This window comes from Pseudomonas sp. B12(2026) (assembly GCF_057767015.1).
Window position 1 is genome coordinate 1941641 of the sequence record NZ_CM173430.1, and the last position, 25283, is coordinate 1966923.

Here is a 25283-nt window from a genome sequence, read left to right on the forward strand (position 1 = left end):
CGGTTTGCTTGCTTGGAATGAACCAATGTCTACCGAATCCTCCCCGGCCATCGCCGTGTCCAACGTGAAGGCCACCGAAGCGGAAGACCGCGCACTGCGCGACCAGCGCCATGACCGCTGGTTCCGTAACGCCATGTTCGGCTCCGCGATCCTGGTGCTGCTGCTGCTCGCCGGCGTCGCCGGCTCCACCCTGTACGGCGGAAGCCTGGCCTTCTCCACCTTCGGCCTGGATTTCCTCACCAGTACCAAGTGGGATGCGGTGAACAACCAGTTCGGCGCCCTGGTGCCGATATACGGAACCCTGGTCACCTCCTTCCTGGCGCTGCTGATCGCCGTACCGGTCAGCTTCGGCATCGCCATTTTCCTCACCGAGCTGGCGCCGCCGTGGCTGCGCATGCCGGTGGCCGCGGCCGTCGAGCTGCTGGCCGGCATCCCGTCGATCATCTACGGCATGTGGGGCCTGTTCGTCTTCGGTCCGTTCATGGCCCAGCACATCGCCCCCTGGCTCACCGATTACCTCGGCGCGGTGCCGCTGGTGGGCGTCCTGTTCCAGGGCGCGCCACTGGGTATCGGCATGCTCAGCGCCGGCATCGTCCTGGCGATCATGATCATCCCCTTCATCACCTCGGTGATGAACGAGGTGTTCCACAGCGTGCCGACCACCCTGAAGGAGTCGGCCTACGCCCTGGGCAACACCACCTGGGAAGTGGTCTGGGACATCGTCCTGCCGTACACCCGCTCGGCGGTGGTCGGCGGCATCTTCCTCGGCCTGGGCCGTGCCCTTGGCGAGACCATGGCGGTGACCTTCGTGCTCGGCAACTCGCAGCAGTTCTCCCTCTCGCTGATGATGCCCAGCTCGTCGATCGCCTCGGTGATCGCCAACGAGTTCAACGAGGCCTACACCGATCTGCACCGTTCCTCGCTGATCGCCCTGGGCTTCCTGCTCTTCGTGGTCACCTTCGTCGTCCTCGCCGCGGCACGCCTGATGCTGCTGCGCCTCGCCAAGAAGGAGGGCAAGTGATATGGCCGGCAACGAAAGCCTGTATCGCGCCCGCGCACTGAAGAACCGCGCCGCCATGCTGCTCAGCTGCGGCGCCACCCTGTTCGGCCTGATGTGGCTGGCGTGGATCCTGATGACCACCATCAGCCACGGCATCGAGGCGCTGAACCTCGACCTGTTCATCAAGATGACGCCGCCGCCGGGGGCCGAGGGCGGCCTGGCCAACGCCTTCTACGGCAGCGTGCTGATGAGCGCGCTGGCGCTGCTGATCGGCACCCCGATCGGCCTGATGGCGGGCATCTGGCTGGCCGAGTACGCCCGCCACACCCGCATGGGCACCACGGTGCGCTTCATCAACGACATCCTGCTGTCGGCGCCGTCGATCGTCCTCGGCCTGTTCATCTACACCAGCGTGATCCTCCCGCTGAACTACTTCACCGACCACCGCGTGGGCTTCTCCGCCATCGCCGGCGCCCTGGCCCTGGCCCTGCTGGTGATCCCGGTGGTGGTGCGGACCACCGACGAGATGCTCCAGCTGCAGCCGACCACCATGCGCGAAGCCGCGCTGGCGCTGGGCGTGCCGCAGTGGAAGCTGACCCTGCAGATCATCCTGCGCGCGGCTCGCGCCGGGGTGATCACCGGCATCCTGCTGGCGCTGGCACGCATCACCGGTGAAACCGCGCCGCTGTTGTTCACCGCTTTCGGCAACCAGTTCTGGAGCAGCGACCTGCTCAAGCCCATGGCCAGCGTACCCGTCGTGGTCTTCCAGTACGCCATGAGCCCGTTCAGCGACTGGAACGCCCTGGCCTGGGCCGGCGCCCTGGTACTGACGCTGTTCGTACTGGTGCTCAGCCTGACCTCCCGTCTCATACTTATGCGCAATAGGGCATCCTGATGACTGCCATGACCACCCCGATCACCGCCGAACGCACCAAGATCCGCGTGCGTGACCTGGAGTTCTTCTACGGCGACCACCGCTCCCTGAACTCCATCAACATGGACATCCCGGAGAAGTGCATCACCGCGATCATCGGCCCGTCCGGCTGCGGCAAGTCGACCCTGCTGCGCATCTTCAACCGCATCTACTCGCTCTACCCGAAGCAGGAAGCGCGCGGTGAGGTGATGCTCAACGGCGAGAACATCCTGGCTCCCGGCTACTCCATGAACCGCCTGCGCAGCCAGGTCGGCATGGTGTTCCAGAAGCCGGTGCCGTTCCCGATGACCATCTACGAGAACATCGCCTACGCCATCCGCCACCACGAGAAGGTCAACCGTCGCGAGATGGACGACCGCGTCGAGCAGGCCCTGCGCGGCGCCGCCCTGTGGGACGAGGTGAAGGACAAGCTGAACAACAACGCCCAGGGCCTCTCCGGCGGCCAGCAGCAGCGCCTGTGCATCGCCCGCACCATCGCGCTGAAGCCCCAGGTGCTGCTGCTCGACGAGCCGACCTCGGCGCTGGACCCGATCTCCACCGGGCGCATCGAGCAGCTGATCACCGAGCTGAAGCAGGAATTCACCGTGGTCATCGTGACCCACAACATGCAGCAGGCGGCGCGCTGCTCGGACTACACCGCCTTCATGTTCCTCGGCGACCTGATCGAGTTCGGCGACACCGACACCCTGTTCACCAAGCCGGCCAAGGAGCAGACCGAGGACTACATCACCGGCCGCTTCGGCTGATCGCTTGCGGTGAAATCCAGGGACAGGACGTCCCTCCATGAAAAACGCCGGTCCCAGACCGGCGTTTTAGTTTTCCATGTGTGCTTCGCCGGCATCGGGCACTGCCTACGCTCCGGCCCGATACATTACTTGCTGCAACGCATCGAGCCGCAGAGCGTTCTGCGGTGTGGCCGACGCTGGCTGGCGTGCAGCCGTTGCCGGATGCCCAGACGCGGATCGAGTCAGGTGGCTCCGCTGACTTCGAGCGACTTGATGGAACCGTGCGTGCTGGAAGGCCAGGCGGCTGGCCTAATGCTATCTATTGCTCTATACCGGTAAGGCATGCAGGTCCGGACATGCCGGCAATGCTCGAATGCCCGAGATGGGAAGATGGCGATGCGAGGGAATGATGAGATGCCCGAGGAGGGTATGCTCCAGTTCTCCCCGGAAGCACTTCCGCTGGGCCTGGGCGAGACGGTGGCGCTGCTGCCAATGTCCGGGATGTGCTGGAGGCGCGGTCTACACATGTGTGCCATCTGGAGCCGAGAGCTCGGGAGCCCCCGATTGCAATAGCGACGGGGATTCACCCCTTGAATGGCTTTGTCCGCCTCTGAACCATGCGATGGTCCTGTCACCGACATCGGTGCAGGGCAGGATGTAAAAAGGGTGCCGTCATGAGTACATCCCCTTCCGATGCCATTCGCAGCGAGGCGCTCAAGGCAGTCGATCGGGTCCCGCGACTTCTCGTCATCGACGATGACCGATCGGTACTGGACAGCCTTCAGCCGATGCTCTGCGCCCGGGACACGGACTTGGCCGCTGAACTGGCCGATCCCGGGGGCTCCTTTCCGGGCCGGCCCGCCCGAAATCTACGGCGCCCTGAATTCCTGGTGGAACTGGTCTCGGACGGGGAGGCGGGACGTGATCGCGCGGCCGCCACTCGTGCAGAGGGATACCCCTGTGCCGTCGCCTTCGTCGGCGCGCGTATGCCGCATTGGGATGGCCTGGCTACGGTTGAGGCCCTGTGGCAGGTTGATCCCGACATCCAGGTCGTCATCTGCACGCCCTCGGGCGATTACGCCTGGGAGGCGGTCGCCAACCGCCTGGGAAACCCGGATCGTTGGTTGATCCTGCAGACGCCTTTCGAGGCGGCGCAGGTCCTCCAACTGGCCTGGTCCCTTGCGGAGAAGGGACGGCTGCAGCGGGAGCAGGCGCTCCGTGTCCGGGCACTGGAGCAGCAGGTGGAAGCGCAGGGCGCCGAACTGCACCGCGCAGACCGCACCCTCCAGATGATCTCCCACTGCAACGACCTGCTGATGCGGATGGACAGCGAGCGGGAACTGCTGGACATGATATGCCGTTGTTTCGTTGACGAAGGCGGCTATGCCTTGGCCTGGGTCGGTTTTGCCACGCAGGGCGATAACCAGCCGATGGAACTGGCTGCCTTTGCGGGGAAAGACGGCCGATGTCCCGACTCTTTCGAAGCGTCCTGGGCCGAGGCCATGCACAACCATTGCCCGGCGCTGGATGCCGTGAGCGAGGCAGAGCCGCTTGTCTCGCGCTACATCGATACTGAGCAGGCCTGCGCCCGCTGCCGCGACGGGCTGTTGCGCTTCGGCTTCGCTTCGACCCTGGCGCTGCCGCTCCGCACCAGGGCGCAGAGCATGGGCTGCCTGTGCATATACTCGGACAGGCCCGGAGCCTTCGACGAGGCTGAAACCAAACTGCTGCAGGGGCTGGCGGACGGTCTCGCCTATGGCATTGGCAGCCTGCGGGAAACGGCCAGTCGCAGGCTGGCGGAGCAGGAGCTGGCCTATCTGGCGAACCACGACACCCTCACGGGGCTGCCCAATCGCAGCCTGCTCCTGGATCGGCTGCAGCAGGTGGTCATCCACGCGGCCCGGGTGAAACGCGAAGTCGCGGTACTGATGGTCAGCCTTCGCCGGTTCAAGGCCGTCAGAGATGCACTTCCCTATGAGGCCGCCAACGAGCTGGTTCGCTCGATCGCCGGCCGGCTGTCCGCCTGTCTGCGGCAGAGCGACACGGTAGCGCGCCTGGCGGATGGCGAGTTCGCCGTGGTGATGGCGGATATGGCGCGGGGGGAAGACGCAGGCCCCATCGCATGCAAGCTGCTGCAGGAAATGGGCGCACCGCTGCGGCTGGCCGGGCAGGACATCTATCCCCGCGCCTGCATCGGCATCAGCCTCTATCCGCGGGACGGGGAGGCCGCCGAACGCCTGCTCCGCAATGCCGAACTGGCAACGCGGCACGCCCAGTCCAATGGACGCGACACGTTCTGTTTCTACGCCGGGGGAATGGAAGTGCGTGCCGCTTCGCGCCTCGCGCTGGAGGCCGATCTACACAAGGCCCTGGTCCAGGGCGAGTTCGTGATGCACTACCAGCCGAAGGTGAGTCTGCGCAGTGGCAACCTGACGGGGGCCGAAGCCTTGATCCGCTGGCAGCATCCGCAGCGCGGCCTCGTCATGCCGTCGGACTTCGTCACCGAGGCGGAGGAATCCGGCCTGATATTGCCCATGGGCGAATGGGCGATCATAGCGGTCTGCCGCCAGATCCGCGCCTGGATGGACAGCGGCCTGCATGTGCCGCCGGTGGCGGTGAACCTCTCGGTGCGCCAGTTCCACCAGGAAAACCTGGCCCAGGTGGTGTGGAATGCCTTGACCGAGAGCCGATTGGAGGCGAAGGCCCTGGAGCTTGAAGTCACCGAAAACACGCTGATGGAAGATATCCCCGCGGCAGCGCGGATCCTGGACGAACTCCACGGCCGCGGCGTGAAGCTGACGCTGGATGATTTCGGTACCGGTTATTCCTCTCTGAGCTACTTGCAGCGTTTTCCCTTCGATCACGTCAAGATCGATAAATCCTTCGTCCATGACATCACGGTCAATCCCCAGGATGCCGCGATCTGCCTTTCCGTGATCGGCCTCGCCCGGGCCCTGAAGCTGCGGGTCATTGCCGAGGGGGTGGAGACCGAAGGGCAGATGAGTTACCTGCGCCGGCATCATTGCGACGACATTCAGGGCTATTACTTCAGCCAGCCCGTGCCCGCTTCGGCATTGGCCGACATGCTCGAACGCAAGGTCTCCCTGCCGCTTCCAGGCCCTGCTCCGGGCGGCAGCCGGACGTTACTGCTCGTCGACGACGAGGTCCATGTGCTGGCGGCGCTGCAGCGTCTGTTCCATGGTGAGGACTTTCATATTCTCACCGCCAGCAGCGCCCTTGATGCGCTTGAACTCCTCGCCCGCAACGAGGTGCAGGTCATTCTGTCGGACCAGCGCATGCCGCGGATGAGTGGAACGGAATTCCTGGGCCGGGTGCGGGAGCTCTACCCGGAGACTGTCCGCATCATTCTTTCCGGGTATGCGGAGTTGGAGACGGTAGTCGAGGCAGTGAACCAGGGAACGTTGTTCAAGTTCCTGTTCAAACCCTGGGATGGCGATGCGCTGCTGGAGCAGGTAAGGGAGGCCTTTCAGTACCACGAACTCCGCCATCGCAGATTCTAATGCCTGCTGATGGGCCAACTGGCGGCGGCTGCGGGGACGCACCTGCGTGATGCTCTGTTACTGCGGCGTCCTCTTGGCATGCCCGCGATGGTCCCCGGGCATGTGCTCGATCTGCGTGCTGTGCCGGCCTGTGTAGCGCAGGCTTCAGACCGGCGTTTTTTTATGCCGCTGGCGGTACTCGCCGGGTGTCTGCGCGGTCCAGCCCTTGAAGCTGCGGTGGAAGGAGCGCGACTCGGTGAAGCCCAGGTACTGCGCGATGTCCTGGATCGGCAGGTCGCTGTGCACCAGGTAGTGTTCGGCCAGTTCCTGGCGCAGCTCGTCGAGGATCAGTTGGTAGCTGGTGCCGGCCTGCTGCAGGTGGCGCTGCAGGGTGCGCACGGTCATCTCGAAGCGTTCGGCGACGCGCTCCTTGCGCGGCAGGCCGTCCTTGAGCAGCAGGCGCAGCGCGTTCTTCACCCGCAGCGGCAGCGGCTCGTCGTCGTCCAGTCCGGCCATCAGCGCCAGGGCGTGTTCCTCCAGCGCGCGCAGCAGGTTGGCGTCGGCCTGGCGCAGCGGATAGGCCAGTAGGTGCAGCGGCACCAGCAGCGCGCTGCAGCTCTTCTCGAAGCGCACCGGGCAGCCGAACAGTTGCTCGTACTCGGCGATATCGGTGCCCTCGGGCTGCGCGTGTTCGAACCAGACTTCCTTCGGCGAGCCATCGGTGTCGGCGATCCAGCGCGCATAGAGCAGCCAGGAAGCCAGCACGTTCTCCACCATGTGCCGGCGGATCGGCGCGGCGTCGTGGCGGCAGTTCCAGATCAGCTTCACATGGTCGTCGCCCGGCTCCAGCTGGCTGGTGCCCATGTCGCCCACCAGCTTTTCGTACGGAATGATCCGGCCCATGGCTTCGCCGAGGTTGGCGCAGTTCATGGTGATGTAGCCGAGCACGCTCCAGGAGCCGGGCTGGACGAAACGTGCCGAGCGCAGGCCGAACAGCGGGTCGCCCGAGTGCGCGCAGAGGTGCTGCAGCAGCCGCTCGTGGGTCTCGCTGGGCAGGCGCTGGCTGTTGTCGCTGAGCTGCGAGCGTTCGAGCCCGGCGGCCTGCAGGGCGGCGTCCAGGTCCATGCCGAGGGCCTCGGCGTGGCGCAGGTATTTCAGCAGTGCGGGGACGGAGGTATAGCCGAGAGGATGCATGGCGTTTGTTCTTGTTCTGGTGTCTCGATCGGCAACTGCGCCTGTCTTGATCCGACAGTGACAGCGTGGGGCGACTGGCTAGTATAGGCAGCCATCACATTGCATCGAAATAGCCTGGTTCTGTGCGAAAAGTGTCTGCGCTTCGGTGATGCTTCGTTGGAAGTCGGTTGACCTTCGCTCGACGACTTTTCGTACAGATCCAAATTGAAAGGAGTGGGCATGCGACGCTGGAACGGCTGGGGTGAGGAAACGACGACAGTGGAGCTGCCCGAGAGCGGCGGTGGTTTTCTTGCCGAGCTGGTCGGCGCCGGCCAGCCGTTGCCGGATGCCACGCTGGAGCAGGTGCTGGCCAAGGTGCCGGCCTCGCGCCTGCCCGAGCACCCGCTGGTGGTGCGCGAAGCCCGCGACCGCCTGCTGCACGCCCGTGGCCAGAGCCTGCCGGACTGGCTGGCGATGCGCGAAGGTGAGTTCGGCGTGTTCCCCGATGGCGTCGCCTACCCGCAGACCGCCGAGCAGATCCGCGAGCTGCTGCGCTTCGCCGAGCTCTGGGACTGCCTGGTGATCCCCTACGGCGGCGGCACCTCGGTGGCCGGGCACATCAATCCGCCGGCCTCCGACAAGGCGGTGCTCACCGTGTCCCTGGAGCACATGAACCGCCTGCTGGAGCTGGACGAGCAGAGCCTGGTCGCCACCTTCGGCCCCGGCGCCAACGGCCCGCAGGTGGAGAGCCAGCTGCGCGCCCGCGGCTACACCCTCGGCCACTTCCCGCAGTCCTGGGAGCTGTCCACCCTCGGCGGCTGGGTCGCCAGCCGTTCCAGCGGCCAGCAGTCGCTGCGCTACGGGCGCATCGAGCAGCTGTTCGCCGGCGGCACCCTGGAAACCTTCGCCGGCAGCCTGGACATCCCGACCTTCCCGGCATCCTCCGCCGGCCCCGACCTGCGCGAAGTGGTGATGGGTTCCGAAGGCCGCTTCGGCATCCTCTCCTCGGTGAAGGTGCGGGTGACGCGCATCGCCGAGGACGAACGCTTCTACGCGGTGTTCCTGCCGTCCTGGGAGCAGGCGCTGGACGGCATCCGCACCCTGGCGCAGGCGCGCGTGCCGCTGTCCATGCTGCGCCTGTCCAACGCCATCGAGACCCGGACCCAGTTGGCCCTGGCCGGCCACCCGGGGCAGATCGCCTGGCTGGAGCGCTACCTGAAGCTGCGTGGCGCGGGCGAGGGCAAGTGCATGCTGACCTTCGGCGTCACCGGCGACCGCGCGCAGAACGCCACCTCGCTGCGCGCCGCGCGGCGTCTGCTCAAGGGTTTCGGCGGCGTCTTCACCGGCACCCTTTTGGGCAGGAAGTGGGCGCAGAACCGCTTCCGCTTCCCCTACCTGCGCGAGGCGCTGTGGCAGAGCGGCTACGTGGTCGACACCCTGGAAACCGCCACCGACTGGTCCAATGTCGACAACCTGCTGGGCCGCATCGAAGCCAGCCTGCGCGACGGCCTGGCCGCGGAGGGCGAGCGGGTGCACGTGTTCACCCACCTGTCCCACGTCTATGGCGAAGGGTCGAGCATCTACACCACCTACGTGTTCCGCCCGGCGGCCAGCTATGCGCAGACCCACGAACGCTGGCGCACGCTCAAGCACGCGGCCAGCCGGGTCATCGCCCACAACCGCGGCACCATCAGCCACCAGCACGGCGTGGGCAAGGACCACGCGCCCTACCTGCCGGTGGAGAAAGGTCCGCTGGGCATCGCAGCGATCAGGGCGCTGGCCGGGCATTTCGATCCGGCCGGCCGGCTGAACCCCGGCACCCTGCTGCAGGACTGACCCGATGCCCGCCTGGAACGCAGCATGGCGCGCCACGGCGCTGCCGGAGCTGGCCGCGCAGGACTGGGACCTGATCGTGGTCGGCGGCGGCATCAGCGGCGCCGGCATCCTCCGCGAGGCCGCGCGGCGCGGCTGGCGCTGCCTGCTGATCGAGCAGCGCGACTTCGCCTGGGGCACCTCCAGCCGCTCGTCGAAGATGGTCCACGGCGGCCTGCGCTACATCGCCAAGGGCCAGTTCGGCCTGACCCGCGACTCGGTGCGCGAACGCCAGCGCCTGCTCGGCGAGGCGCCGGGGCTGGTCGATCCGCTGAGCTTCATCATGCCGCACTACCAGGGCGGCTTCCCCGGCCCGCGGGTGTTCGGCACGCTGCTGTCGCTGTACGACGCCCTCGCCGGACGGCGCAACCACCTGTTCTACCGCCTGGAAGAACTGCGCTACCTGGCGCCGGGCCTGCAGGAAGCGCGCCTGCTGGGCGGCACCCGCTTCCAGGACGCGGTGACCGACGACGCACGGCTGGTGATGCGCGTGCTCGGCGAAGCGCGGGCCGACGGCGGCGAGGCGCTGAACGGTCTGAAGGTGATCGAACTGGATCGCCGCGACGGCTGCGTGCGCGGGCTGGTCGCCGAGGACCGCGAAAGCGGCGGGCGCTTCACCTTCCGCAGCCGCGCCGTGGCGCTGGCCACCGGCGCCTGGGCCGATGCGCTGCGGCAGAAGCACGGCAGCGAACACATCCGCCCGTTGCGCGGCAGCCATTTGCTGCTGCCGGCCTGGCGCCTGCCGGTGGCCCACGCCTTCAGCTTCATGCATGGCGAGGACCAGCGCCCGGTGTTCGTCTTCCCCTGGGAAGGCGCGACCGTGGTCGGCACCACCGACCTGGATCACCGCGAGACGCTGGACGATGACGCCGCCATCAGCCGCGAGGAACTGGACTACCTGCTGGGCGCCTGTGCGCAGCAGTTTCCCTCCGCGCGGATCGGCGCCGCCGACGTGCGTTCCACCTGGGCCGGCGTGCGCCCGGTGGTCAGCGACGGCGCTCCGATGCTCAAGCCCTCGGACGAGAAGCGCGAGCACGCGCTGTGGGTCGAGCCCGGCTGCGTGACCCTGGCCGGCGGCAAGCTCACCACCTTCCGCCTGTTGGCGCTTGAAGTGCTGGCGGCCTGCGCGCCGATGCTGGAACGGCCGCTGGAAACCACGGGGGAGCGCGTCTTCAGCTCCTGCGAAGACGTCGCCCTGCCGGGCCTCACACCGACCCAGCAGCGCCGCCTGGGCGGCCGCCACGGACGCGCGCTGCCGGAGCTTGCGCGTCTGCTGAAAAGCGTGGGCGCGGGCCGCATCGGCGACACCGATTGCCTCTGGGCCGAACTGGCCTGGGCGGCGGAGGGCGAGCTGGTGCTGCACCTGGACGACCTGCTGCTGCGCCGCACCCGCATCGGCCTGCTGCTGGAGGCCGGCGCCGCCGCCGAACTGCCGAGGATCCGCGCGCTGTGCCAGCTACGCCTGGGCTGGAACGATGCGCGCTGGAAGCGTGAAGAACAGGATTACCTGGCGCTCTGGCGGCGCAGCTACAGCCTGCCCGCGTAAGCGGGAAGCCAGAAGCGACAAGCCGCAAGCTGCAAAAGACGAGAATGCGCAATGGATGACAACAACTATCTGCTGGCCATCGACAACGGCACCCAGAGCGTGCGCGCGCTGCTTTTCGACCTGCAGGGCAACCTGGTCGGCAAGGGCAAGGTGGAGCTGGAAGCCTATTTCTCCGACAACCCCGGCTGGGCGGAGCAGCACCCGGAGTATTACTGGGAACAGCTGGGCGAGGCCTGCAAGCGCCTGTGGGCGAGCGTCGAGATCGACCGCAGCCGCATCCGTGGCGTATCGCTGACGACCCAGCGCGGCACGGTCATCCACGTCGACGAAGCCGGCCAGGCCCTGCGCCCGGCGATCATCTGGCTGGACCAGCGCCGCGCCGCGCCGGGCGAGCCGATCAAGGGCCCCTGGGGCTGGCTGTTCAAACTGGTGGGCGCGCAGGGCGCGGTGGACTACTTCCGCACCCAGGCCGAAGTGAACTGGGTCGCCCAGCAGCAGCCGGACATCCACCGGCGCACGCACAAGGTGCTGCTGCTCTCGGGCTTCCTCACCCAGCGCCTGTGCGGCCGCTTCGTCGACTCGGTGGCCTGCAGCGTCGCCTACCTGCCGTTCGACTACAGGAAACTGCAATGGGCCGCGCCGCGCGACTGGAAATGGCAGGCCGTGAACGTGCGCCGCGAGCAGCTGCCGGAACTGTTCAAGCCCGGCGCGCGGCTGGGTGGGATCACTGCCGAGGCCAGCCGCCACACCGGCATTCCCGAGGGCCTGCCGCTGATCGCCGCCGGCGCCGACAAGGCCTGCGAGGTGCTCGGCGCGGGCGCCATCGACCCGCGCGTGGCCTGCCTGTCCTACGGCACCACCGCGACCATCAACACCACCCGCGCGCGCTACCTGGAAACCATCCCGCTGATCCCGCCGTACCCGGCGGCGATCCCCGATCACTTCAACACCGAGGTGATGATCTACCGCGGCTTCTGGATGGTCAGCTGGTTCAAGCGCGAGTTCGGCCTGCGCGAGATGCAGCGCGCCGCCGAGCTGGGCATCGAGCCGGAAAAGCTCTTCGACGAACTGGTCAACAGCGTGCCCGCCGGCTCCATGGGCCTGATGCTGCAACCCTACTGGACGCCCGGCATCCGCGAGCCGGGGCTGGAGGCCAAGGGCTCGATCATCGGCTTCGGCGACGTGCACACCCGCGCGCACCTCTACCGCGCCATCCTCGAGGGCCTGGCCTATGCGCTGCGGCAGGGCAAGGAGCGCATCGAGAAGCGCTCCGGCACGCGCATCGAGCGCCTGCGCGTGGCCGGCGGCGGCTCGCAGAGCGACGCGGCGATGCAGCTCACCGCCGACATCTTCGGCCTGCCGGCGGAGCGCCCGCACGTCTACGAGGCGTCCGGCCTGGGCGCGGCCATCGACTGCGCGGTGGGCCTGAAGCTCTACCCGGACTTCGCCAGCGCCATCGCCGCCATGACCCGCGTCGGCGAGGTCTTCCAGCCGCGTCCGGAGGCGCAGCGCACCTACGAGCGGCTGTACCGCGAGGTCTACCAGCGCATGTACCGGCAACTGAAACCGTTGTACCGGAGCATCCGCGAGATCACCGGTTATCCGGCATGAGCCGGCGGATTGTGTCTGGCGCAATTCCTGTCCGTTAATCTGAAGCCATAGCCAATGGATCGAGCGGGAGGAGGCCGGCCATGAGGCAATACAGGGCCATGTTGATTCTGCACGGCAAGCAGGCCGCCAACGACGCGGTGCGCGAGGCGGTGCTGGCCGTGCGCCAGGCCGGCCGGGTGCTGGACGTGCGGGTGACCTGGGAAGGCGGGGACGCCCGGCGGCTGGTCGAGGAAGCGCTGGCGGCCGGATACACGACCCTCGTCGCCGGCGGTGGCGACGGCACCGTGCGCGACGTGGCCGAAGCGCTGGTCCAGTGCGGCGGGACGGCCAGCCTGGCGGTCCTGCCGCTGGGCACCGCGAACGACTTCGCCCGCGCCGCCGGCGTGCCGCTGGAGCCGATGGCCGCCCTGGCGCTGCTGGAGACTCCGCCGCGCCCGGTGGATATCGGCGAGGTGGCTGGTCAGCTGTTCCTCAACATGGCCACCGGCGGCTTCGGCTCGAAAGTCACCGCCAACACCCCCGAGGAGCTGAAGAAACTGCTGGGCGGCGCCGCCTACCTGCTGACCGGCCTGACACGCTTCTCCGAGGTGCACAGCGCCCGTGGGCGCTTCCGCGGACCGGGCTTCCACTGGGAGGGCGAGTTTCTCGCCGTGGGCATCGGCAATGGCCGGCAGGCCGGCGGCGGCCATGCGCTCTGCCCGGACGCGCGGGTGGACGACGGCCTGCTGGACGTGGGCATCCTGCCCGCGCCGCAGGACATGGTCGACGCGCTGGGCGCCCTGCTCGGCAGCGGGCTGGGCGGCCAGGAAGTGTTCGTCCGCGCACGCCTGCCCTGGCTGGAGGTGGACGCGGCCGAAGGGCTGGACGTGAACCTCGACGGCGAGCCCCTGGCAGGGCGGCACCTGCGTTTCGCGGTGCGGCCGGCGGCGCTGTCCATGCACCTGCCGGAGGATTCGCCGCTACTGGCGGCGGCCCCGAGCCGCTGAGGCGCACTGGTGGCCCGCCGGAGAGTCGGGCATGATGGCGCGAGGCCATTATCCTGAATCGGGACAACCGGCCGATAGCATTCCCGCACGACTCATTTCGCACCTGGAGCAGGCATGGCCGGTATTCTCGACAGCGTCGACTCACGCACCCAACTGGTGGGACAGAACCGCCTGGAGATCCTCGTCTTCCGCCTGGCCGGACGGCAGCAGTTCGCGATCAACGTGTTCAAGGTGCAGGAAGTCGTGCAACTGCCGCGCCTGACCCTGATCCCGCAGCGCCACCCGATGATCTGCGGGGTGATCAACCTGCGCGGCCAGACCCTGCCGGTGATCGACCTGTCGCGCGCCATCGGCATGCGCGCGCTGACGCCGGACGAGAACAGCACCATCATCGTCACCGAATACAACCGCTCGGTGCAGGCCTTCTTGGTCGGCGGGGTGGAGCGCATCCTCAACCTCAACTGGGAAGCCGTGCAGCCGCCGCCCGGCGGCGCCGGTCGCCAGCACTACCTGACCGCCATCACCCGGGTGGACGACCGCCTGGTGGAAATCATCGACGTGGAGAAGGTGCTGGCCGAGATCGTGCCGATGAACACCCGCGTCTCGGCCGATCGGCTGGACGACGAGCTGCTCGCGCGCACCCGTGGCCGCGAAGTGCTGGTGGTGGACGACTCCAGCGTGGCCATCGCGCAACTGCGCGACACCCTGACCCAGCTCGGCCTGAAGATGCACGTGGCCACCGACGGCCTGCGCGCGTTGCAGCAGCTCCAGCGCTGGGCGGACCAGGGGCTCGACCTGGACGAGAAGCTGCTGATGATCTTCACCGACGCCGAGATGCCGGAGATGGACGGCTACCGGCTGACCACCGAGATCCGCAGCGACCCGCGCCTGCGCGACCTCTACGTGGTGCTGCACACCTCGCTGTCGGGCAGCTTCAACGATGCGATGGTGAAGAAGGTCGGTTGCGACGATTTCCTTTCCAAGTTCCAGCCCGACCAACTGGTGGAAGTGATTCGCCGGCGCCTGCAGAAAGTCCCCGCCTAAGGGCTTTTCGTAGGAGCGAGCTTGCTCGCGAACCTGTCTTGCCGCCGGCTCGCGGAGAAGCTCCGCTCCTACAGGATCAAGAGCGTTCGGTTCCTGCTCCACGCTGCTTTCGTAGGAGCGGAGCTTCTCCGCGAAATCCCTCACAGAGGCCTCCATCGCCTCAGCTACGCACCTGATCGCCGCGTTTCGCGGGCAAGCGCGCTCCTACGGATTGCGAGGCGCCCGTCCCACCCCGTATAAGGTCGCTTTCGCCGCATGAAAGGAAGCCTCCGATGTACAGCCTCAGCGAGCTCTACCGCTACCCGGTCAAGTCCACCGCCGGCGAGCCCCTGCAGTCGATCCGCCTGGACGCCCTGGGCCTGGAGGGCGATCGCCGCTGGATGGTGGTCGAAGCCGCCAATGGCCGCTTCCTGACCCAGCGCCTGCTGCCGCAGTTGGGCCGCATCGAGGCGCGCTGGCAGGACGGTTTCCAGACCCTGCGCCTGCGCGCGCCGGGCATGGACGATCTGCTGGTGAAGGTGCCGGGCCGCGACGACAGCCTGCGTGGCGTGCTCATCTGGCGCGACATGCTGCAGGTGCCGGATGCCGGCGACGCCGCCGCGCTGTGGCTGAGCACCTTCCTCGACCGCGACGTGCGCCTGGTGCAGATGCCCGAGCAGCGCGCGCGGCAGGTGGATACCGCCTACGCCGAACCGGGCGAGCGGGTGCATTTCGCCGATGGCTTCCCGCTGCTGCTGATCGGCCAGGGCTCCCTGGACGATCTTTGCGCGAAGGTCGGCCGCCCGCTGGAGATGCTGCGCTTTCGTCCGAACCTGGTGGTGGCGGGCGCCGAGCCCTTCGCCGAGGACGGCTGGAAGCGCATCCGCATCGGCGACGTCACCTTCAAGGTGGCCAAGCCCTGTTCGCGCTGCATCCTCACCACCATCGACCCGCACACCGGCGAGCGCGACCCGGAGCGCCAGCCGCTGGCGACCCTGCTGCAGTACCGCAACGTCAACGGCGAGGCGCAGTTCGGGCAGAACCTGATCGCCCTTGGCGGCGGCGAGCTGCGCCTGGGGATGGACGTGGAAGTGCTGGAGTAGGGCGCGACCACGGCTGACCGGCGTATCACGCGGAGGTCAGCCCTGGCGCAGGGCGTGCAACCGCTCGCGGTTGCACGCCGTTACGCCGATGCCGTCGCCAACGCCATGGTCAGGCGTGGCCGGCGGTTCCCGTCTTACAGCTTGGCGTCGACGCAGCCGGTGCTCTGGCACTCGCGCTCCCGTTCGCGCAGCACGCCCAGGCGCTCCTGGGTCTTGTCCACCGCGCACTGCAGGTTGACGAAGTAGCCGTCGTCGCGCTCGTAGCTGCACTGGGTGTCGCGGTCCTTGATCCAGGCGAGCTGGCTCTTCTTCAGCGCGGCCTTCTGGCCGTCGTTGAGCTGCTTGCGCAGGGTGCCGAAGGCCTGGTTCAGCTCGCGGTCGACCTGGGCGTATTCGGTGCTCAGGCAGTACACGCTGTCGAAGGCGTTGCGTGGCTTCTCGCAGGCGGCCAGGGCCAGGTCGGTGCTGAGCAGGCCGGCGGTCAGGGCGGTGAGGCAGAACAGGGTCTTGCGCATGGGAATTTCCGTTTCCTTGAGGGGATGAAAACCGCCCGGCGGGTGCCGGGCGGGGAGTGGATCAGAGTTCGTCGAAGAAGCGTTCGTGCCAGTCGACGATGGGTTGCGGGGCGTTGAGCTTCTGCCCGTAGATCACCGCGTAGGACAGCACGTTCTGCACGTAGGTGCGGGTCTCGTCGAACGGGATGGTCTCCACCCAGACGTCGAAGGCCAGGTGGCGCGCATCCTTCAGCCACTGGCGCACGCGCCCCGGGCCGGCGTTGTAGGCGGCGGTGGCGAGCACGCGGTTGCCGTTGAACTGGGCGTGCACCTGGCTGAGGTAGGCGGCGCCGAGCTGGATGTTCAGGTCCGGCACGATCAGCTGCTGCGGCGAGGCCAGCGGGATGCCGAACTTCTTCGCGGTTTCCTTGGCGGTGCCCGGCATCAGCTGCATCAGGCCGGCGGCGCCGACGCCCGAGCGCGCATCGGACATGAAGGCGCTCTCCTGGCGGGTGATGGCGAACACCCAGCTGGAGTGCAGGCCGCGATTGCGCGCCTCGCGCACCAGGGTGTTGCGGTGTGCCATGGGGAAGCGGATGTCCAGGTCGTCCCAGTACTTGGCCTGGCTGATCGCGCGGATGGCCGGGAAGTACCACTGCATGTCGTAGGCGATCTTCGCCTGGGCCAGCAGCTCGTCGTGGCTGAGCAGGCGGGCGGCGTGGTACCACTCGCGGCGGGCGTTGATGATCTCGCCACGGGCGTAGAACTCCAGGGCGCGGCGGGTGCTGGCGGCGTTGCGCACGCGCTGCAGGGTGCGCGCGTCCGGGGCCACCGGGCGGTTGTTCAGCTGATAGGGAGCGTTGATCCGGTCGGCGGCGAGGAAGCCGTAGAAGTCACGCTCGCGGGCGACCGGCTGGTACAGGCTGATCGCCTGCTGGCTCTGCGGCTCGGCCAGTTGCAGGGCGCGCGCCTGCCAGTATTTCCAGCGGCTGGTTTCCGCCAGCTCCGGGGGCAGGGCGCGGGTCAGCTGGTAGGCCTCCTGCCAGCGGCCCAGGCGCAGCAGCAGGCGCAGGCGCCATTCGGTGACGGTGTTGTCGCGCAGTTGCGGGTCGTACTTCTCCATCATCGGCAGGGCGCGCGGATCGTAGCGGCGCGCCAGGCTCAGGCCGATCTCGCGGGCGATGGAGACCTTCTCGTCGCTGGAGAAGGGCAGCACCGACTGGTAATAGTCGAGCAGGCCGATGGCTTTCTCCGGGTCCTGTCTGGCCAGGCGGCGCAGGCCCAGGCCGACCACGTCGGCGGTGGCATGGTCGCGGGCGCCGAAACGGCCGGTCTGGCTCAGCTGCGCGGGGTTCTGCGCCACGTTGACCATCAGCGCGCCCTGGTTGCCGAGGGTCGGCAGGCGTTTCGACAAGGTGGTGGCCAGGCCGTAGTTGCGGGCCTCGGCGGCCAGCTTCAGGCGCTTCCAGACCTTTTCCTCGGTGAGCTGGCCGTCGGCCTGCCAGATCGAGAACAGGGTGTCGCAGGCGTCCGGCTGGGACTTGCCTACCAGCCAGAGCTTCTCGGTGGTGGCGTAACCCTCGGCCTTCTTGCCGTGGCCGAGCTGGTACTGGCCGTAGAGGCAGTCCAGCTCGGTGAAGTTCATCTTCGGGTCGTAATAGTTGACGAAGGTATTCCAGTCGCCGGCGTCGGCCAGCTGGCGCAGCCAGCGCAGCTTCAGCCAGTTGATCTGCGGCAGGTCGCCGTGCTCGGTGATGAAGCGTTCGATCTCGTCGTTGCCGGCGCTTTTCAGACGATTGGTCAGCTCGTCATAGGCCAGGTAGGGCTCCAGCGGATAGTCGGCGAGCGCCGACTGGTAGCGGAAATAGGGGCCGCTGTCGTTGCGGGCGAGGGCTTTCTGCGCCTCGTCGTACATCTGGCGTTGCTGGGGCAAGGATGCTGCGCTGGCCGTCTGGGCGGACAGGCTGAGGAACAGGCAGGAAAACAGTGTGAAAAGGCGACCGCGCATGGCACTTCCGGGATGATGATCGAGGACGGGCGATGGCTCGCGCCGCTGTCGGTAGCTTAGCCGTTGCGGCAGGGTGGTGAAAGCGCCGCCCGTGGCGGCTGCGCGGCAGTCGACGATTGTCTGCAACCCTCTGACTTTTCCGCGCTTTCCCGTAAACTGCGCGCCCTGCTTGTGGAGATGCCCCATGACCCTGCTGAAGTTCACCGATGTGTCCCTTGCCTTTGGCACCACGCCGCTGCTGGACAAGGTGTCCTGGCAGATCGCCCGGGGCGAGCGGGTCTGCGTCATCGGCCGCAACGGCACCGGCAAGTCGAGCATGCTCAAGCTGGTCAAGGGCGAGCAGAAGCCCGACGACGGCGACATCTGGCGCGCCCCGGCGCTGAAGATCGGCGAACTGCCCCAGGAACTGCCGCGCGCCGACGAGCGCACCGTGTATGACGTGGTCGCCGAAGGCCTGGCCGAAGTCGGCGAGCTGCTGGCGCGTTACCACCACCTGAGCCAGCACATCGAGAACGAGGACGACCTGACCCAGCTGGCGCGCGTCCAGCAGGATCTGGAAGCCCGTGACGGCTGGCGCCTGGGGCAACTGGTGGACACCACCCTGAGCCGCCTGCAACTGCCGGCCGACAAGACCCTCGCCGAGCTCTCCGGGGGCTGGCGCCGCCGCGTGCTGCTGGCCCAGGCGCTGGTCGCCGAGCCCGACCTGCTGCTGCTGGACGAGCCGACCAACCACCTGGACATCGGCGCCATCGCCTGGCTGGAAGCGGCCCTGGCCGACTACCCCGGCGCTGTGCTGTTCATCACCCACGACCGCGCCTTCCTGCAGGCCGTGGCCACCCGCATCCTCGAACTGGACCGCGGCCACCTGATCGACTGGAACGGCGACTACGCCAGCTTCCTGGTGCACAAAGAGCAGGAACTGGCGGCGGAAGAGGCGGCCAACGCGCTGTTCGACAAGCGCCTGGCCCAGGAAGAAGTGTGGATCCGCCAGGGCATCAAGGCCCGCCGCACCCGCAACGAAGGCCGGGTACGCGCCCTCAAGGCGATGCGCAACGAGCGCGCCGAGCGCCGCGAGCGCCAGGGCAAGGCCAGCTTCCAGCTGGAAACGGCGGAGAAGTCCGGCAAGCAGGTGATCGTCGCCGAAAAGGTCGGCTTCGCCCATCCGGGCGGCCCGGCGCTGATCCGCGATTTCTCCGTGGTGCTGCAGCGCGGCGACCGCATCGGCCTGCTGGGCGCCAACGGCACCGGCAAGACCACCCTGCTCAAGCTGCTGCTGGGCGACCTGCAGCCGACTTCCGGCTCGATCAAGGAAGGCACCCGACTGGAAGTGGCCTATTTCGACCAGTTGCGTCACCAGCTGGAGCCGGAAAAGACCGTCATCGACAATATTTCCGAAGGTCGCGAATTCATCACCATCAACGGCCAGAACCGCCACGTGCTCAGCTACCTGGGCGACTTCCTGTTCTCCCCGCAGCGCGCCCGCACCCCGGTGAAGGCGCTCTCCGGCGGCGAACGGGCACGCCTGTTGCTGGCGAAGCTGTTCAGCAAGCCCGCCAACCTGCTGGTGCTGGACGAACCGACCAACGACCTGGACGTGGAAACCCTGGAGCTGCTCGAAGAAGTGCTGCTGAGCTTCGACGGCACCGTGCTGATGGTCAGCCACGACCGCGCCTTCCTCGACAACGTGGTGACCAGCACCCTGGTGTTCGAAGGCGAAGGGCGCGTGCGCGAATTCGTCGGCGGCTACCAGGACTGGCTGCGCCAGGGCGGCTCGCCCAAGCTGCTGGGCGTGGGCGAGGAGAAGGCCGACAAGCCCGCCGCCGAGCCAGCCCCCGCGCAGCCGGCGGCGGCACCCGGCGCACCGGCGGAAGCCGCCGCGCCGAAGAAGAAACTCAGCTATAAGCTGCAACGCGAGCTGGAAGCCATCCCCGGGCAGATCGACGCCCTGGAGGCGGAACTGGCCGCGCTGCAGGAAGAAACTGCGTCGCCGGACTTCTACCTGCGTCCGCAGGGCGAAACCCAGGTTGCCCTGGCGCGCCTGAGTTCCCTGCAGGAAGAGCTGGACCGGCTGATCGAGCGCTGGGCCGAACTGGAGGAGTGATCCGTTCGGTCCGGCGATGTGCCTGTGCGTATCGCTGATCAAAGACTGTTAGGGATGGCCGAATGGCAATCGAATACCGCATCACCCTGGATGATGAACACGAATTCAGCTACCACATCGAACTGGAACGCCACTACGACCCCGATGCCGCCGCCCAGGCGCCCCGCTGGACGCGGCTGGACTACAACCAGTGCAGCAACTGTCCGCTGAGCACCAGGCAGTGCAGCCACTGCCCCGCCGCGGTGGACCTGCACCGGGTGATCGAGGATTTCCGCGGCCTGCCGGCCTTCAAGAAGACTTCGGTGCTGGTCGTTACGCCGGAGCGCGAATACACCAAGCACGCGGGGCTGGAAGAGGGGCTGCGCGCGCTGCTCGGGGTGATCATGGCCACCAGCGCCTGCCCGTTGCTGGGCAAGCTCAAGCCCATGGCGCAGCAGCACCTGCCGTTCGCCAGCAACCAGGAGTTCATCCTGCGCGCGGTATCGCTGTACCTGATGCGGCAGTACTTCAACTTCCGCGAGGGGCGCCACGCGGACTGGGAACTCAAGGGGCTGGTGAAGCAGTTCCAGCAGTTGCAGCTGGTGAACCAGGCGTTCTGGCAGCGTATCCATGAGACCTGCGAGAGCGACTCGAACCTGAAGGCTTTCCTCAGCTTCTTCTCCATGGCGTCGAGCATGAGCTATTCGCTGGAGGCGCAGTTGCAGAAGGTACGTCCGCTGCTGATGAGCGGCGATATGCTCTGAGGCATGGCGGCGGCGGGCCTCGTGGGGCCCGCCGCGGCTGTCAGCTGGTTTTCAGCAGGCGCACGGCGAGGACGTCGCAGGGCGCGCCGTGCAGCACATCGTTGGCGGTGGAACCCAGCAGCAGCGCCAGGCCATGGCGGCCGTGGCTGCCGACGATGATCAGGTCGCAGCCCTGCTCGGCGGCGAGCCGGTGGATTTCCTGGCGCGGCTGGCCGTAGACCAGGTGGCACTGGGAGCTGGTGATTTCCGAGTAGGTGAGGGTGAACTGGTGCAGGCGTTCCTTGGCCTGTTCGAACTGCTGCTGCTGCAGCATCGACAGGTCCATCGGCACGTCGCCGCCGAAGGCCATGGCCATGGGTTCGACGACATGCACCGCCGAGAGCCGGGCCTTGGCGCTGTTGGCCAGGGCGACGGCCCGCTTCATCACCGGATCGCACTCTTCGGTAAGGTCGACGGCGACCAGAACGTGTTGGTAGAGCATGGGCGTCTCCTCCGGGGGACTTGTTAGTATCAGTATGGCCTGCCAGGCCATGTTTGACCGGTATACCCGATATGACCGTTTGGATGGTGATCCTGCTCATTGCGGTTGCGCTCAGCCCGCTGACCTGGCTGATTCCCTCGCGGGGCCAGCGCGGCCAGATGGACATGCGCATGCAGGCGCGGCGCCTGGGGCTGGCCATGCAGATCGCGCGCCAGGACTGGCCGCACTGGCTGGAGCGGCAGCCGCCGCGCCAGTGCGCGCAGTACCACCGGGCCCGTGGCCGGAACCGCGATGTCTGGTGCTACTGGCAGAGCGAGCCGGGTGTCTGGCTGGACCGCTGGCGCGAGGCGAGCGCCGAGGGCGAGTTGGCCGAGGCGCTGGCCGGCCTGCCGGCGGACGTCTACATGGTCGAGGCGACACCCCAGTTCCTGGCGCTGTACTGGGGCGAGCGGGGCGACAGCGACGACCTGCAACGGGTCGCCGAATTCATCAAGCGGCATGCCTGAAACGATCAGCTCTGCTGCGCGGCATAGAGGCTGGAAGCGGCCTCCAGGTCTTCGATGATGCGGTCGGAATACTTGTTGATCAGGAACGGCACGCTGTTCTGGTCGTAGTTCTGCAGCGACTTCTCGATGTAGTGCCACTTGATCGCCACCGAGCGCAGTGCCCTGCCGATCTCCGGCGTGGTCTGCGGCGCCTGCTGCAACTTCACCAGGTTGATCGCGAAGCGGTTGGCCAGGTCGTCCAGCGGGCGTTCCTCGCTGCCGCCGGGGACGCTCGCGCCGACCGAGGCGTTGCGCGAGGCGTAGTCCACCGCGATGTCCTGCATCAGCTGGCTCTGTTCGCGGGTCTGCTGGGTCAGCGGCGGGACCTTGCTGCCGCTTTCGTCCTGGATCTTCGAATAGAGCTGGTCGACGGTCTCCAGCAGCGTGCGGTTCTGCGTGGCGAGGTCGGCCACCGGCTGCAGGTCGGTATAGCCACTTTTATCCAGTGCGCCGGTCAGCGTCTGCAACTGGGCCGCATAGCCTTTCCACTGATCCTGCAGTTGCGCTTTCAGCTGCGTGGATTCGTTGCCGGGCATTGCCCCCAGCCTGCCCAGGGCTTCGCCGGCATTCCGTGACGAAGCCTCGACCAGCCTGGCGTATTTCTGGTCGCCTTGCATCGCATTGAACATGAAGAAGTCGCCGAGGCTGTGCTGGGCGGCCAGGCGCATCTGGTGGAGGCTGAGCAGGTCGCCGGCGGCGTCGGCCGCGGCGAAGAGGGGAAGGGCGCTGAGCGCGAGCGTGGACAGCAGACGTACAAGCGGACGGCTTGTCATCGTTCCATCTCCTTGGAGCCATGGGCTTCTTGTTGTTGTGTTCCACCGGTTCCAGGCGGTCCGGCTGGCGATGTCCTTTCCTCCGCCGGCGGCAGGCAGATCGCCATTGCCGTCGGACTCTAGCGTGCGCTCCGGCGTTTGAACAGCCGCCTGCCGGCTGTTCGTGCACGGGGGTGCCAGATTGAAATTGTCACGATAGGCGTGGTGAATGGAGGCGGGTGAGCTTGCTGAATGCTCCGGCCCAGACGCCCCGGCCGCTTTGCGACCGTTGCGTCTCGCCGATTGACAAGCAACGGCTTTTCCTAGAAGGTGGGCGCACCCAAATCAAACGGGCGTATGAATCGAGCGTTTGCTATGTGCGAAGGTTCGGACAGCGCGCCCCGGCTATCGCGTCGACGGGTGTGCCGCAAGCTTTGGGACTATCCTCGGCGACTGCCGGGCAGTCTCGATACACGGCGTCCGACGTGTGATTTCAAGCTTCCCTAGCGTGGAGATCAGTTGATGATTTACCAAGGTAAAGCCATCACGGTTAAGGCTCTTGAGAGCGGCATCGTCGAGCTGAAGTTCGACCTCAAGGACGAGTCCGTCAACAAGTTCAACCGACTCACCCTGAATGAACTGCGTCAGGCAGTGGATGCCATCAAGGCCGATGCGTCCGTCAAGGGCGTGATCGTGAGCAGCGGCAAGGCAGTGTTCATCGTCGGCGCCGATATCACCGAGTTCGTCGAGAACTTCAACCTGCCCGACGAAGAACTGCTGGCGGGCAACCTCGAAGCCAACAAGATCTTCAGCGACTTCGAAGACCTGAACGTCCCCACCGTGGCCGCGATCAACGGCATCGCCCTGGGCGGCGGCCTGGAAATGTGCCTGGCCGCCGACTTCCGCGTCATGAGCCTCACCGCCAAGGTCGGCCTGCCGGAAGTGAAGCTGGGCATCTACCCGGGCTTCGGCGGCACCGTGCGCCTGCCGCGCATCATCGGTTGCGACAACGCCGTCGAGTGGATCGCCTCGGGCAAGGAAAACAAGGCCGAGGACGCGCTGAAAGTCGGCGCCGTCGACGCCGTCGTGGCGCCGGAACAGCTGCAGGCCGCCGCCCTTGACCTGGTCAAGCGCGCCATCGCCGGCGAGCTGGACCACAAGGCCCGCCGCCAGCCGAAGCTGGAAAAGCTCAAGCTGAACGCCATCGAGCAGATGATGGCCTTCGAAACCGCCAAGGGCTTCGTCGCCGGCCAGGCCGGCCCGAACTACCCGGCGCCGGTGGAAGCCATCAAGTCGATCCAGAAGGCCGCCAACTTCGGCCGTGACAAGGCGCTGGAAATCGAAGCCCAGGGCTTCGTCAAGCTGGCCAAGACCTCCGTCGCGCAAAGCCTGATCGGCCTGTTCCTGAACGACCAGGACCTGAAGAAGAAGGCCAGGCAGTACGACGAGATCGCCAAGGACGTGAAACTGGCCGCCGTGCTGGGCGCCGGCATCATGGGTGGCGGCATCGCCTACCAGTCCGCTTCCAAGGGCACCCCGATCCTGATGAAGGATATCCGCGAAGAGGGTATCCAGATGGGCCTGGACGAAGCCTCCAAGCTGCTCGGCAAGCGCGTCGAGAAAGGCCGCATGACCCCGGCGAAGATGGCCGAGGCCCTGAACGCCATTCGCCCGACCATGTCCTACGGCGACTTCGGCAACGTCGACATCGTCGTCGAGGCCGTGGTCGAGAACCCGAAGGTCAAGCACGCCGTGCTGGCCGAGGTGGAAGGCCAGGTGAAGGAAGACACCATCATCGCTTCCAACACCTCGACCATCTCCATCAGCTACCTGGCCCAGGCCCTGAAGCGCCCGCAGAACTTCGTCGGCATGCACTTCTTCAACCCGGTGCACATGATGCCGCTGGTCGAGGTCATCCGTGGCGAGAAGTCCAGCGAGCAGGCCGTCGCCACCACCGTGGCCTACGCCAAGAAGATGGGCAAGAACCCCATCGTGGTGAATGACTGCCCCGGCTTCCTGGTCAACCGCGTGCTGTTCCCGTACTTCGGCGGCTTCTCCAAGCTGCTGGGCTTCGGCGTGGACTTCGTGCGCATCGACAAGATCATGGAGAAGTTCGGCTGGCCCATGGGCCCGGCCTACCTGTCCGACGTGGTCGGCATCGACACCGGCCACCACGGCCGTGACGTGATGGCCGAAGGCTTCCCGGACCGCATGGCCGTGGAAGGCAAGACCGCCGTCGACGTGATGTACGACGCCAACCGCCTGGGCCAGAAGAACGGCAAGGGATTCTACGCCTACGAGACCGACAAGCGCGGCAAGCCGAAGAAGGTCTCCGATCCGCAGGCCTACGAGCTGCTGAAGTCCATCCTGGTCGAGCAGCGCGAGCTGACCGACGAGGACATCATCAACTACATGATGATCCCGCTGTGCCTGGAAACCGTGCGCTGCCTGGAAGACGGCATCGTCGAGACCGCCGCCGAGGCCGACATGGGCCTGATCTACGGCATCGGCTTCCCTCCCTTCCGTGGCGGTGCCCTGCGTTACATCGATTCCATCGGTGTAGCCGAATTCGTCGCCCTGGCCGACAAGTACGCCGATCTGGGTCCGCTGTACCACCCGACCGCGAAGCTGCGTGAAATGGCCAGGAACGGCCAGAAGTTCTTCGGTTGAGTGCGCAACGAATAGA

At 66.9% G+C, this 25283-nt stretch carries 19 protein-coding genes; 14 read left to right on the plus strand and 5 right to left on the minus strand.

What is annotated here, in order from left to right; all coding sequences use genetic code 11:
• Positions 1–25: 25 nt before the first annotated feature.
• The 4 genes from pstC to AC3B6A_RS09175 all read left to right on the plus strand — a co-directional run bounded on the left by pstC (position 26) and on the right by AC3B6A_RS09175 (position 6180).
• Positions 26–1021: a phosphate ABC transporter permease subunit PstC gene (gene pstC / locus AC3B6A_RS09160; protein WP_488402175.1), complete on the plus strand. Its 996-nt coding sequence runs from the start codon at positions 26–28 to the stop codon at positions 1019–1021.
• Position 1022: 1 nt separating this feature from the next.
• Positions 1023–1895, plus strand: a complete 873-nt coding sequence (gene pstA, locus AC3B6A_RS09165; RefSeq protein WP_488402176.1) for a phosphate ABC transporter permease PstA — start codon at positions 1023–1025, stop codon at positions 1893–1895.
• Positions 1896–1903: 8 nt separating this feature from the next.
• Complete coding sequence (gene pstB / locus AC3B6A_RS09170) at positions 1904–2680, plus strand: phosphate ABC transporter ATP-binding protein PstB (RefSeq protein ID WP_488403550.1); 777 nt, start codon at positions 1904–1906, stop codon at positions 2678–2680.
• A gap of 653 nt (positions 2681–3333) precedes the next feature.
• The gene (locus tag AC3B6A_RS09175; protein WP_488402178.1) at positions 3334–6180 is read left to right on the plus strand and encodes an EAL domain-containing protein; all 2847 of its coding nucleotides are present in this window, start codon (positions 3334–3336) and stop codon (positions 6178–6180) included.
• 144 nt (positions 6181–6324) lie between these two features.
• Here the strand turns inward: AC3B6A_RS09175 and gliR are convergent, their stop codons facing one another.
• Positions 6325–7353, minus strand: a complete 1029-nt coding sequence (gene gliR / locus AC3B6A_RS09180) for an AraC family transcriptional regulator GliR (RefSeq protein ID WP_488402179.1) — start codon at positions 7351–7353, stop codon at positions 6325–6327.
• 219 nt (positions 7354–7572) lie between these two features.
• On the opposite strand from gliR, the gene AC3B6A_RS09185 reads away from it, so the two are divergent.
• The 6 genes from AC3B6A_RS09185 to AC3B6A_RS09210 all read left to right on the plus strand — a co-directional run bounded on the left by AC3B6A_RS09185 (position 7573) and on the right by AC3B6A_RS09210 (position 15473).
• Positions 7573–9168, plus strand: a complete 1596-nt coding sequence (locus AC3B6A_RS09185; protein ID WP_488402180.1) for an FAD-binding oxidoreductase — start codon at positions 7573–7575, stop codon at positions 9166–9168.
• A 4-nt stretch (positions 9169–9172) separates the two neighbouring features.
• The gene (locus tag AC3B6A_RS09190) at positions 9173–10750 is read left to right on the plus strand and encodes a glycerol-3-phosphate dehydrogenase/oxidase (RefSeq protein WP_488402181.1); all 1578 of its coding nucleotides are present in this window, start codon (positions 9173–9175) and stop codon (positions 10748–10750) included.
• 51 nt (positions 10751–10801) lie between these two features.
• Positions 10802–12361, plus strand: coding sequence for an FGGY-family carbohydrate kinase (locus AC3B6A_RS09195; protein WP_488402183.1), 1560 nt, complete (start codon positions 10802–10804; stop codon positions 12359–12361).
• An 80-nt stretch (positions 12362–12441) separates the two neighbouring features.
• Positions 12442–13347, plus strand: a complete 906-nt coding sequence (gene yegS, locus AC3B6A_RS09200) for a lipid kinase YegS (RefSeq protein WP_488402184.1) — start codon at positions 12442–12444, stop codon at positions 13345–13347.
• A gap of 114 nt (positions 13348–13461) precedes the next feature.
• The gene (locus AC3B6A_RS09205; RefSeq protein WP_488402186.1) at positions 13462–14391 is read left to right on the plus strand and encodes a chemotaxis protein CheV; all 930 of its coding nucleotides are present in this window, start codon (positions 13462–13464) and stop codon (positions 14389–14391) included.
• Positions 14392–14663: 272 nt separating this feature from the next.
• Positions 14664–15473 (plus strand): MOSC domain-containing protein, encoded by an 810-nt coding sequence (locus AC3B6A_RS09210; RefSeq protein WP_488402188.1) that lies wholly within the window; start codon positions 14664–14666, stop codon positions 15471–15473.
• A gap of 134 nt (positions 15474–15607) precedes the next feature.
• Here AC3B6A_RS09210 and AC3B6A_RS09215 read toward each other — a convergent pair whose 3' ends face one another.
• Both AC3B6A_RS09215 and AC3B6A_RS09220 read right to left on the minus strand, forming a co-directional pair.
• Positions 15608–15988 carry a lysozyme inhibitor LprI family protein gene (locus tag AC3B6A_RS09215; protein ID WP_488402189.1) on the minus strand — a complete coding sequence of 127 codons (381 nt, stop codon included), beginning with the start codon at positions 15986–15988 and terminating at the stop codon, positions 15608–15610.
• A gap of 61 nt (positions 15989–16049) precedes the next feature.
• Positions 16050–17975: a transglycosylase SLT domain-containing protein gene (locus AC3B6A_RS09220; RefSeq protein ID WP_488402191.1), complete on the minus strand. Its 1926-nt coding sequence runs from the start codon at positions 17973–17975 to the stop codon at positions 16050–16052.
• 184 nt (positions 17976–18159) lie between these two features.
• Between AC3B6A_RS09220 and AC3B6A_RS09225 the strand changes: the two genes are divergently transcribed.
• Positions 18160–20076 carry an ATP-binding cassette domain-containing protein gene (locus AC3B6A_RS09225; protein WP_488402193.1) on the plus strand — a complete coding sequence of 639 codons (1917 nt, stop codon included), beginning with the start codon at positions 18160–18162 and terminating at the stop codon, positions 20074–20076.
• Between the two features lie 62 nt (positions 20077–20138).
• Complete coding sequence (locus AC3B6A_RS09230; protein ID WP_488402194.1) at positions 20139–20819, plus strand: DUF6901 family protein; 681 nt, start codon at positions 20139–20141, stop codon at positions 20817–20819.
• A 40-nt stretch (positions 20820–20859) separates the two neighbouring features.
• Here the strand turns inward: AC3B6A_RS09230 and AC3B6A_RS09235 are convergent, their stop codons facing one another.
• Complete coding sequence (locus tag AC3B6A_RS09235) at positions 20860–21300, minus strand: universal stress protein (protein ID WP_488402196.1); 441 nt, start codon at positions 21298–21300, stop codon at positions 20860–20862.
• Between the two features lie 71 nt (positions 21301–21371).
• Between AC3B6A_RS09235 and AC3B6A_RS09240 the strand changes: the two genes are divergently transcribed.
• Complete coding sequence (locus AC3B6A_RS09240) at positions 21372–21806, plus strand: hypothetical protein (protein ID WP_488402197.1); 435 nt, start codon at positions 21372–21374, stop codon at positions 21804–21806.
• 5 nt (positions 21807–21811) lie between these two features.
• On the opposite strand, the gene AC3B6A_RS09245 is transcribed toward AC3B6A_RS09240, so the two are convergent.
• Positions 21812–22618: a hypothetical protein gene (locus AC3B6A_RS09245; RefSeq protein ID WP_488402199.1), complete on the minus strand. Its 807-nt coding sequence runs from the start codon at positions 22616–22618 to the stop codon at positions 21812–21814.
• A gap of 501 nt (positions 22619–23119) precedes the next feature.
• Here AC3B6A_RS09245 and fadB point away from each other — a divergent pair.
• Entirely contained in the window at positions 23120–25267 is a 2148-nt protein-coding gene (fadB, locus tag AC3B6A_RS09250; RefSeq protein WP_488402200.1) for a fatty acid oxidation complex subunit alpha FadB, read from the plus strand.
• Positions 25268–25283 lie beyond the last annotated feature (16 nt).

Coding starts and splice junctions, on each gene's coding strand:
- pstC (WP_488402175.1), top strand. CDS start 26: ATGTCTACCGAATCCTCCCCGGCCATCGCCGTGTCCAACGTGAAGGCC.
- pstA (WP_488402176.1), top strand. CDS start 1,023: ATGGCCGGCAACGAAAGCCTGTATCGCGCCCGCGCACTGAAGAACCGC.
- pstB (WP_488403550.1), top strand. CDS start 1,904: ATGACCACCCCGATCACCGCCGAACGCACCAAGATCCGCGTGCGTGAC.
- AC3B6A_RS09175 (WP_488402178.1), top strand. CDS start 3,334: ATGAGTACATCCCCTTCCGATGCCATTCGCAGCGAGGCGCTCAAGGCA.
- gliR (WP_488402179.1), bottom strand. CDS start 7,353: ATGCATCCTCTCGGCTATACCTCCGTCCCCGCACTGCTGAAATACCTG.
- AC3B6A_RS09185 (WP_488402180.1), top strand. CDS start 7,573: ATGCGACGCTGGAACGGCTGGGGTGAGGAAACGACGACAGTGGAGCTG.
- AC3B6A_RS09190 (WP_488402181.1), top strand. CDS start 9,173: ATGCCCGCCTGGAACGCAGCATGGCGCGCCACGGCGCTGCCGGAGCTG.
- AC3B6A_RS09195 (WP_488402183.1), top strand. CDS start 10,802: ATGGATGACAACAACTATCTGCTGGCCATCGACAACGGCACCCAGAGC.
- yegS (WP_488402184.1), top strand. CDS start 12,442: ATGAGGCAATACAGGGCCATGTTGATTCTGCACGGCAAGCAGGCCGCC.
- AC3B6A_RS09205 (WP_488402186.1), top strand. CDS start 13,462: ATGGCCGGTATTCTCGACAGCGTCGACTCACGCACCCAACTGGTGGGA.
- AC3B6A_RS09210 (WP_488402188.1), top strand. CDS start 14,664: ATGTACAGCCTCAGCGAGCTCTACCGCTACCCGGTCAAGTCCACCGCC.
- AC3B6A_RS09215 (WP_488402189.1), bottom strand. CDS start 15,988: ATGCGCAAGACCCTGTTCTGCCTCACCGCCCTGACCGCCGGCCTGCTC.
- AC3B6A_RS09220 (WP_488402191.1), bottom strand. CDS start 17,975: ATGCGCGGTCGCCTTTTCACACTGTTTTCCTGCCTGTTCCTCAGCCTG.
- AC3B6A_RS09225 (WP_488402193.1), top strand. CDS start 18,160: ATGACCCTGCTGAAGTTCACCGATGTGTCCCTTGCCTTTGGCACCACG.
- AC3B6A_RS09230 (WP_488402194.1), top strand. CDS start 20,139: ATGGCAATCGAATACCGCATCACCCTGGATGATGAACACGAATTCAGC.
- AC3B6A_RS09235 (WP_488402196.1), bottom strand. CDS start 21,300: ATGCTCTACCAACACGTTCTGGTCGCCGTCGACCTTACCGAAGAGTGC.
- AC3B6A_RS09240 (WP_488402197.1), top strand. CDS start 21,372: ATGACCGTTTGGATGGTGATCCTGCTCATTGCGGTTGCGCTCAGCCCG.
- AC3B6A_RS09245 (WP_488402199.1), bottom strand. CDS start 22,618: ATGACAAGCCGTCCGCTTGTACGTCTGCTGTCCACGCTCGCGCTCAGC.
- fadB (WP_488402200.1), top strand. CDS start 23,120: ATGATTTACCAAGGTAAAGCCATCACGGTTAAGGCTCTTGAGAGCGGC.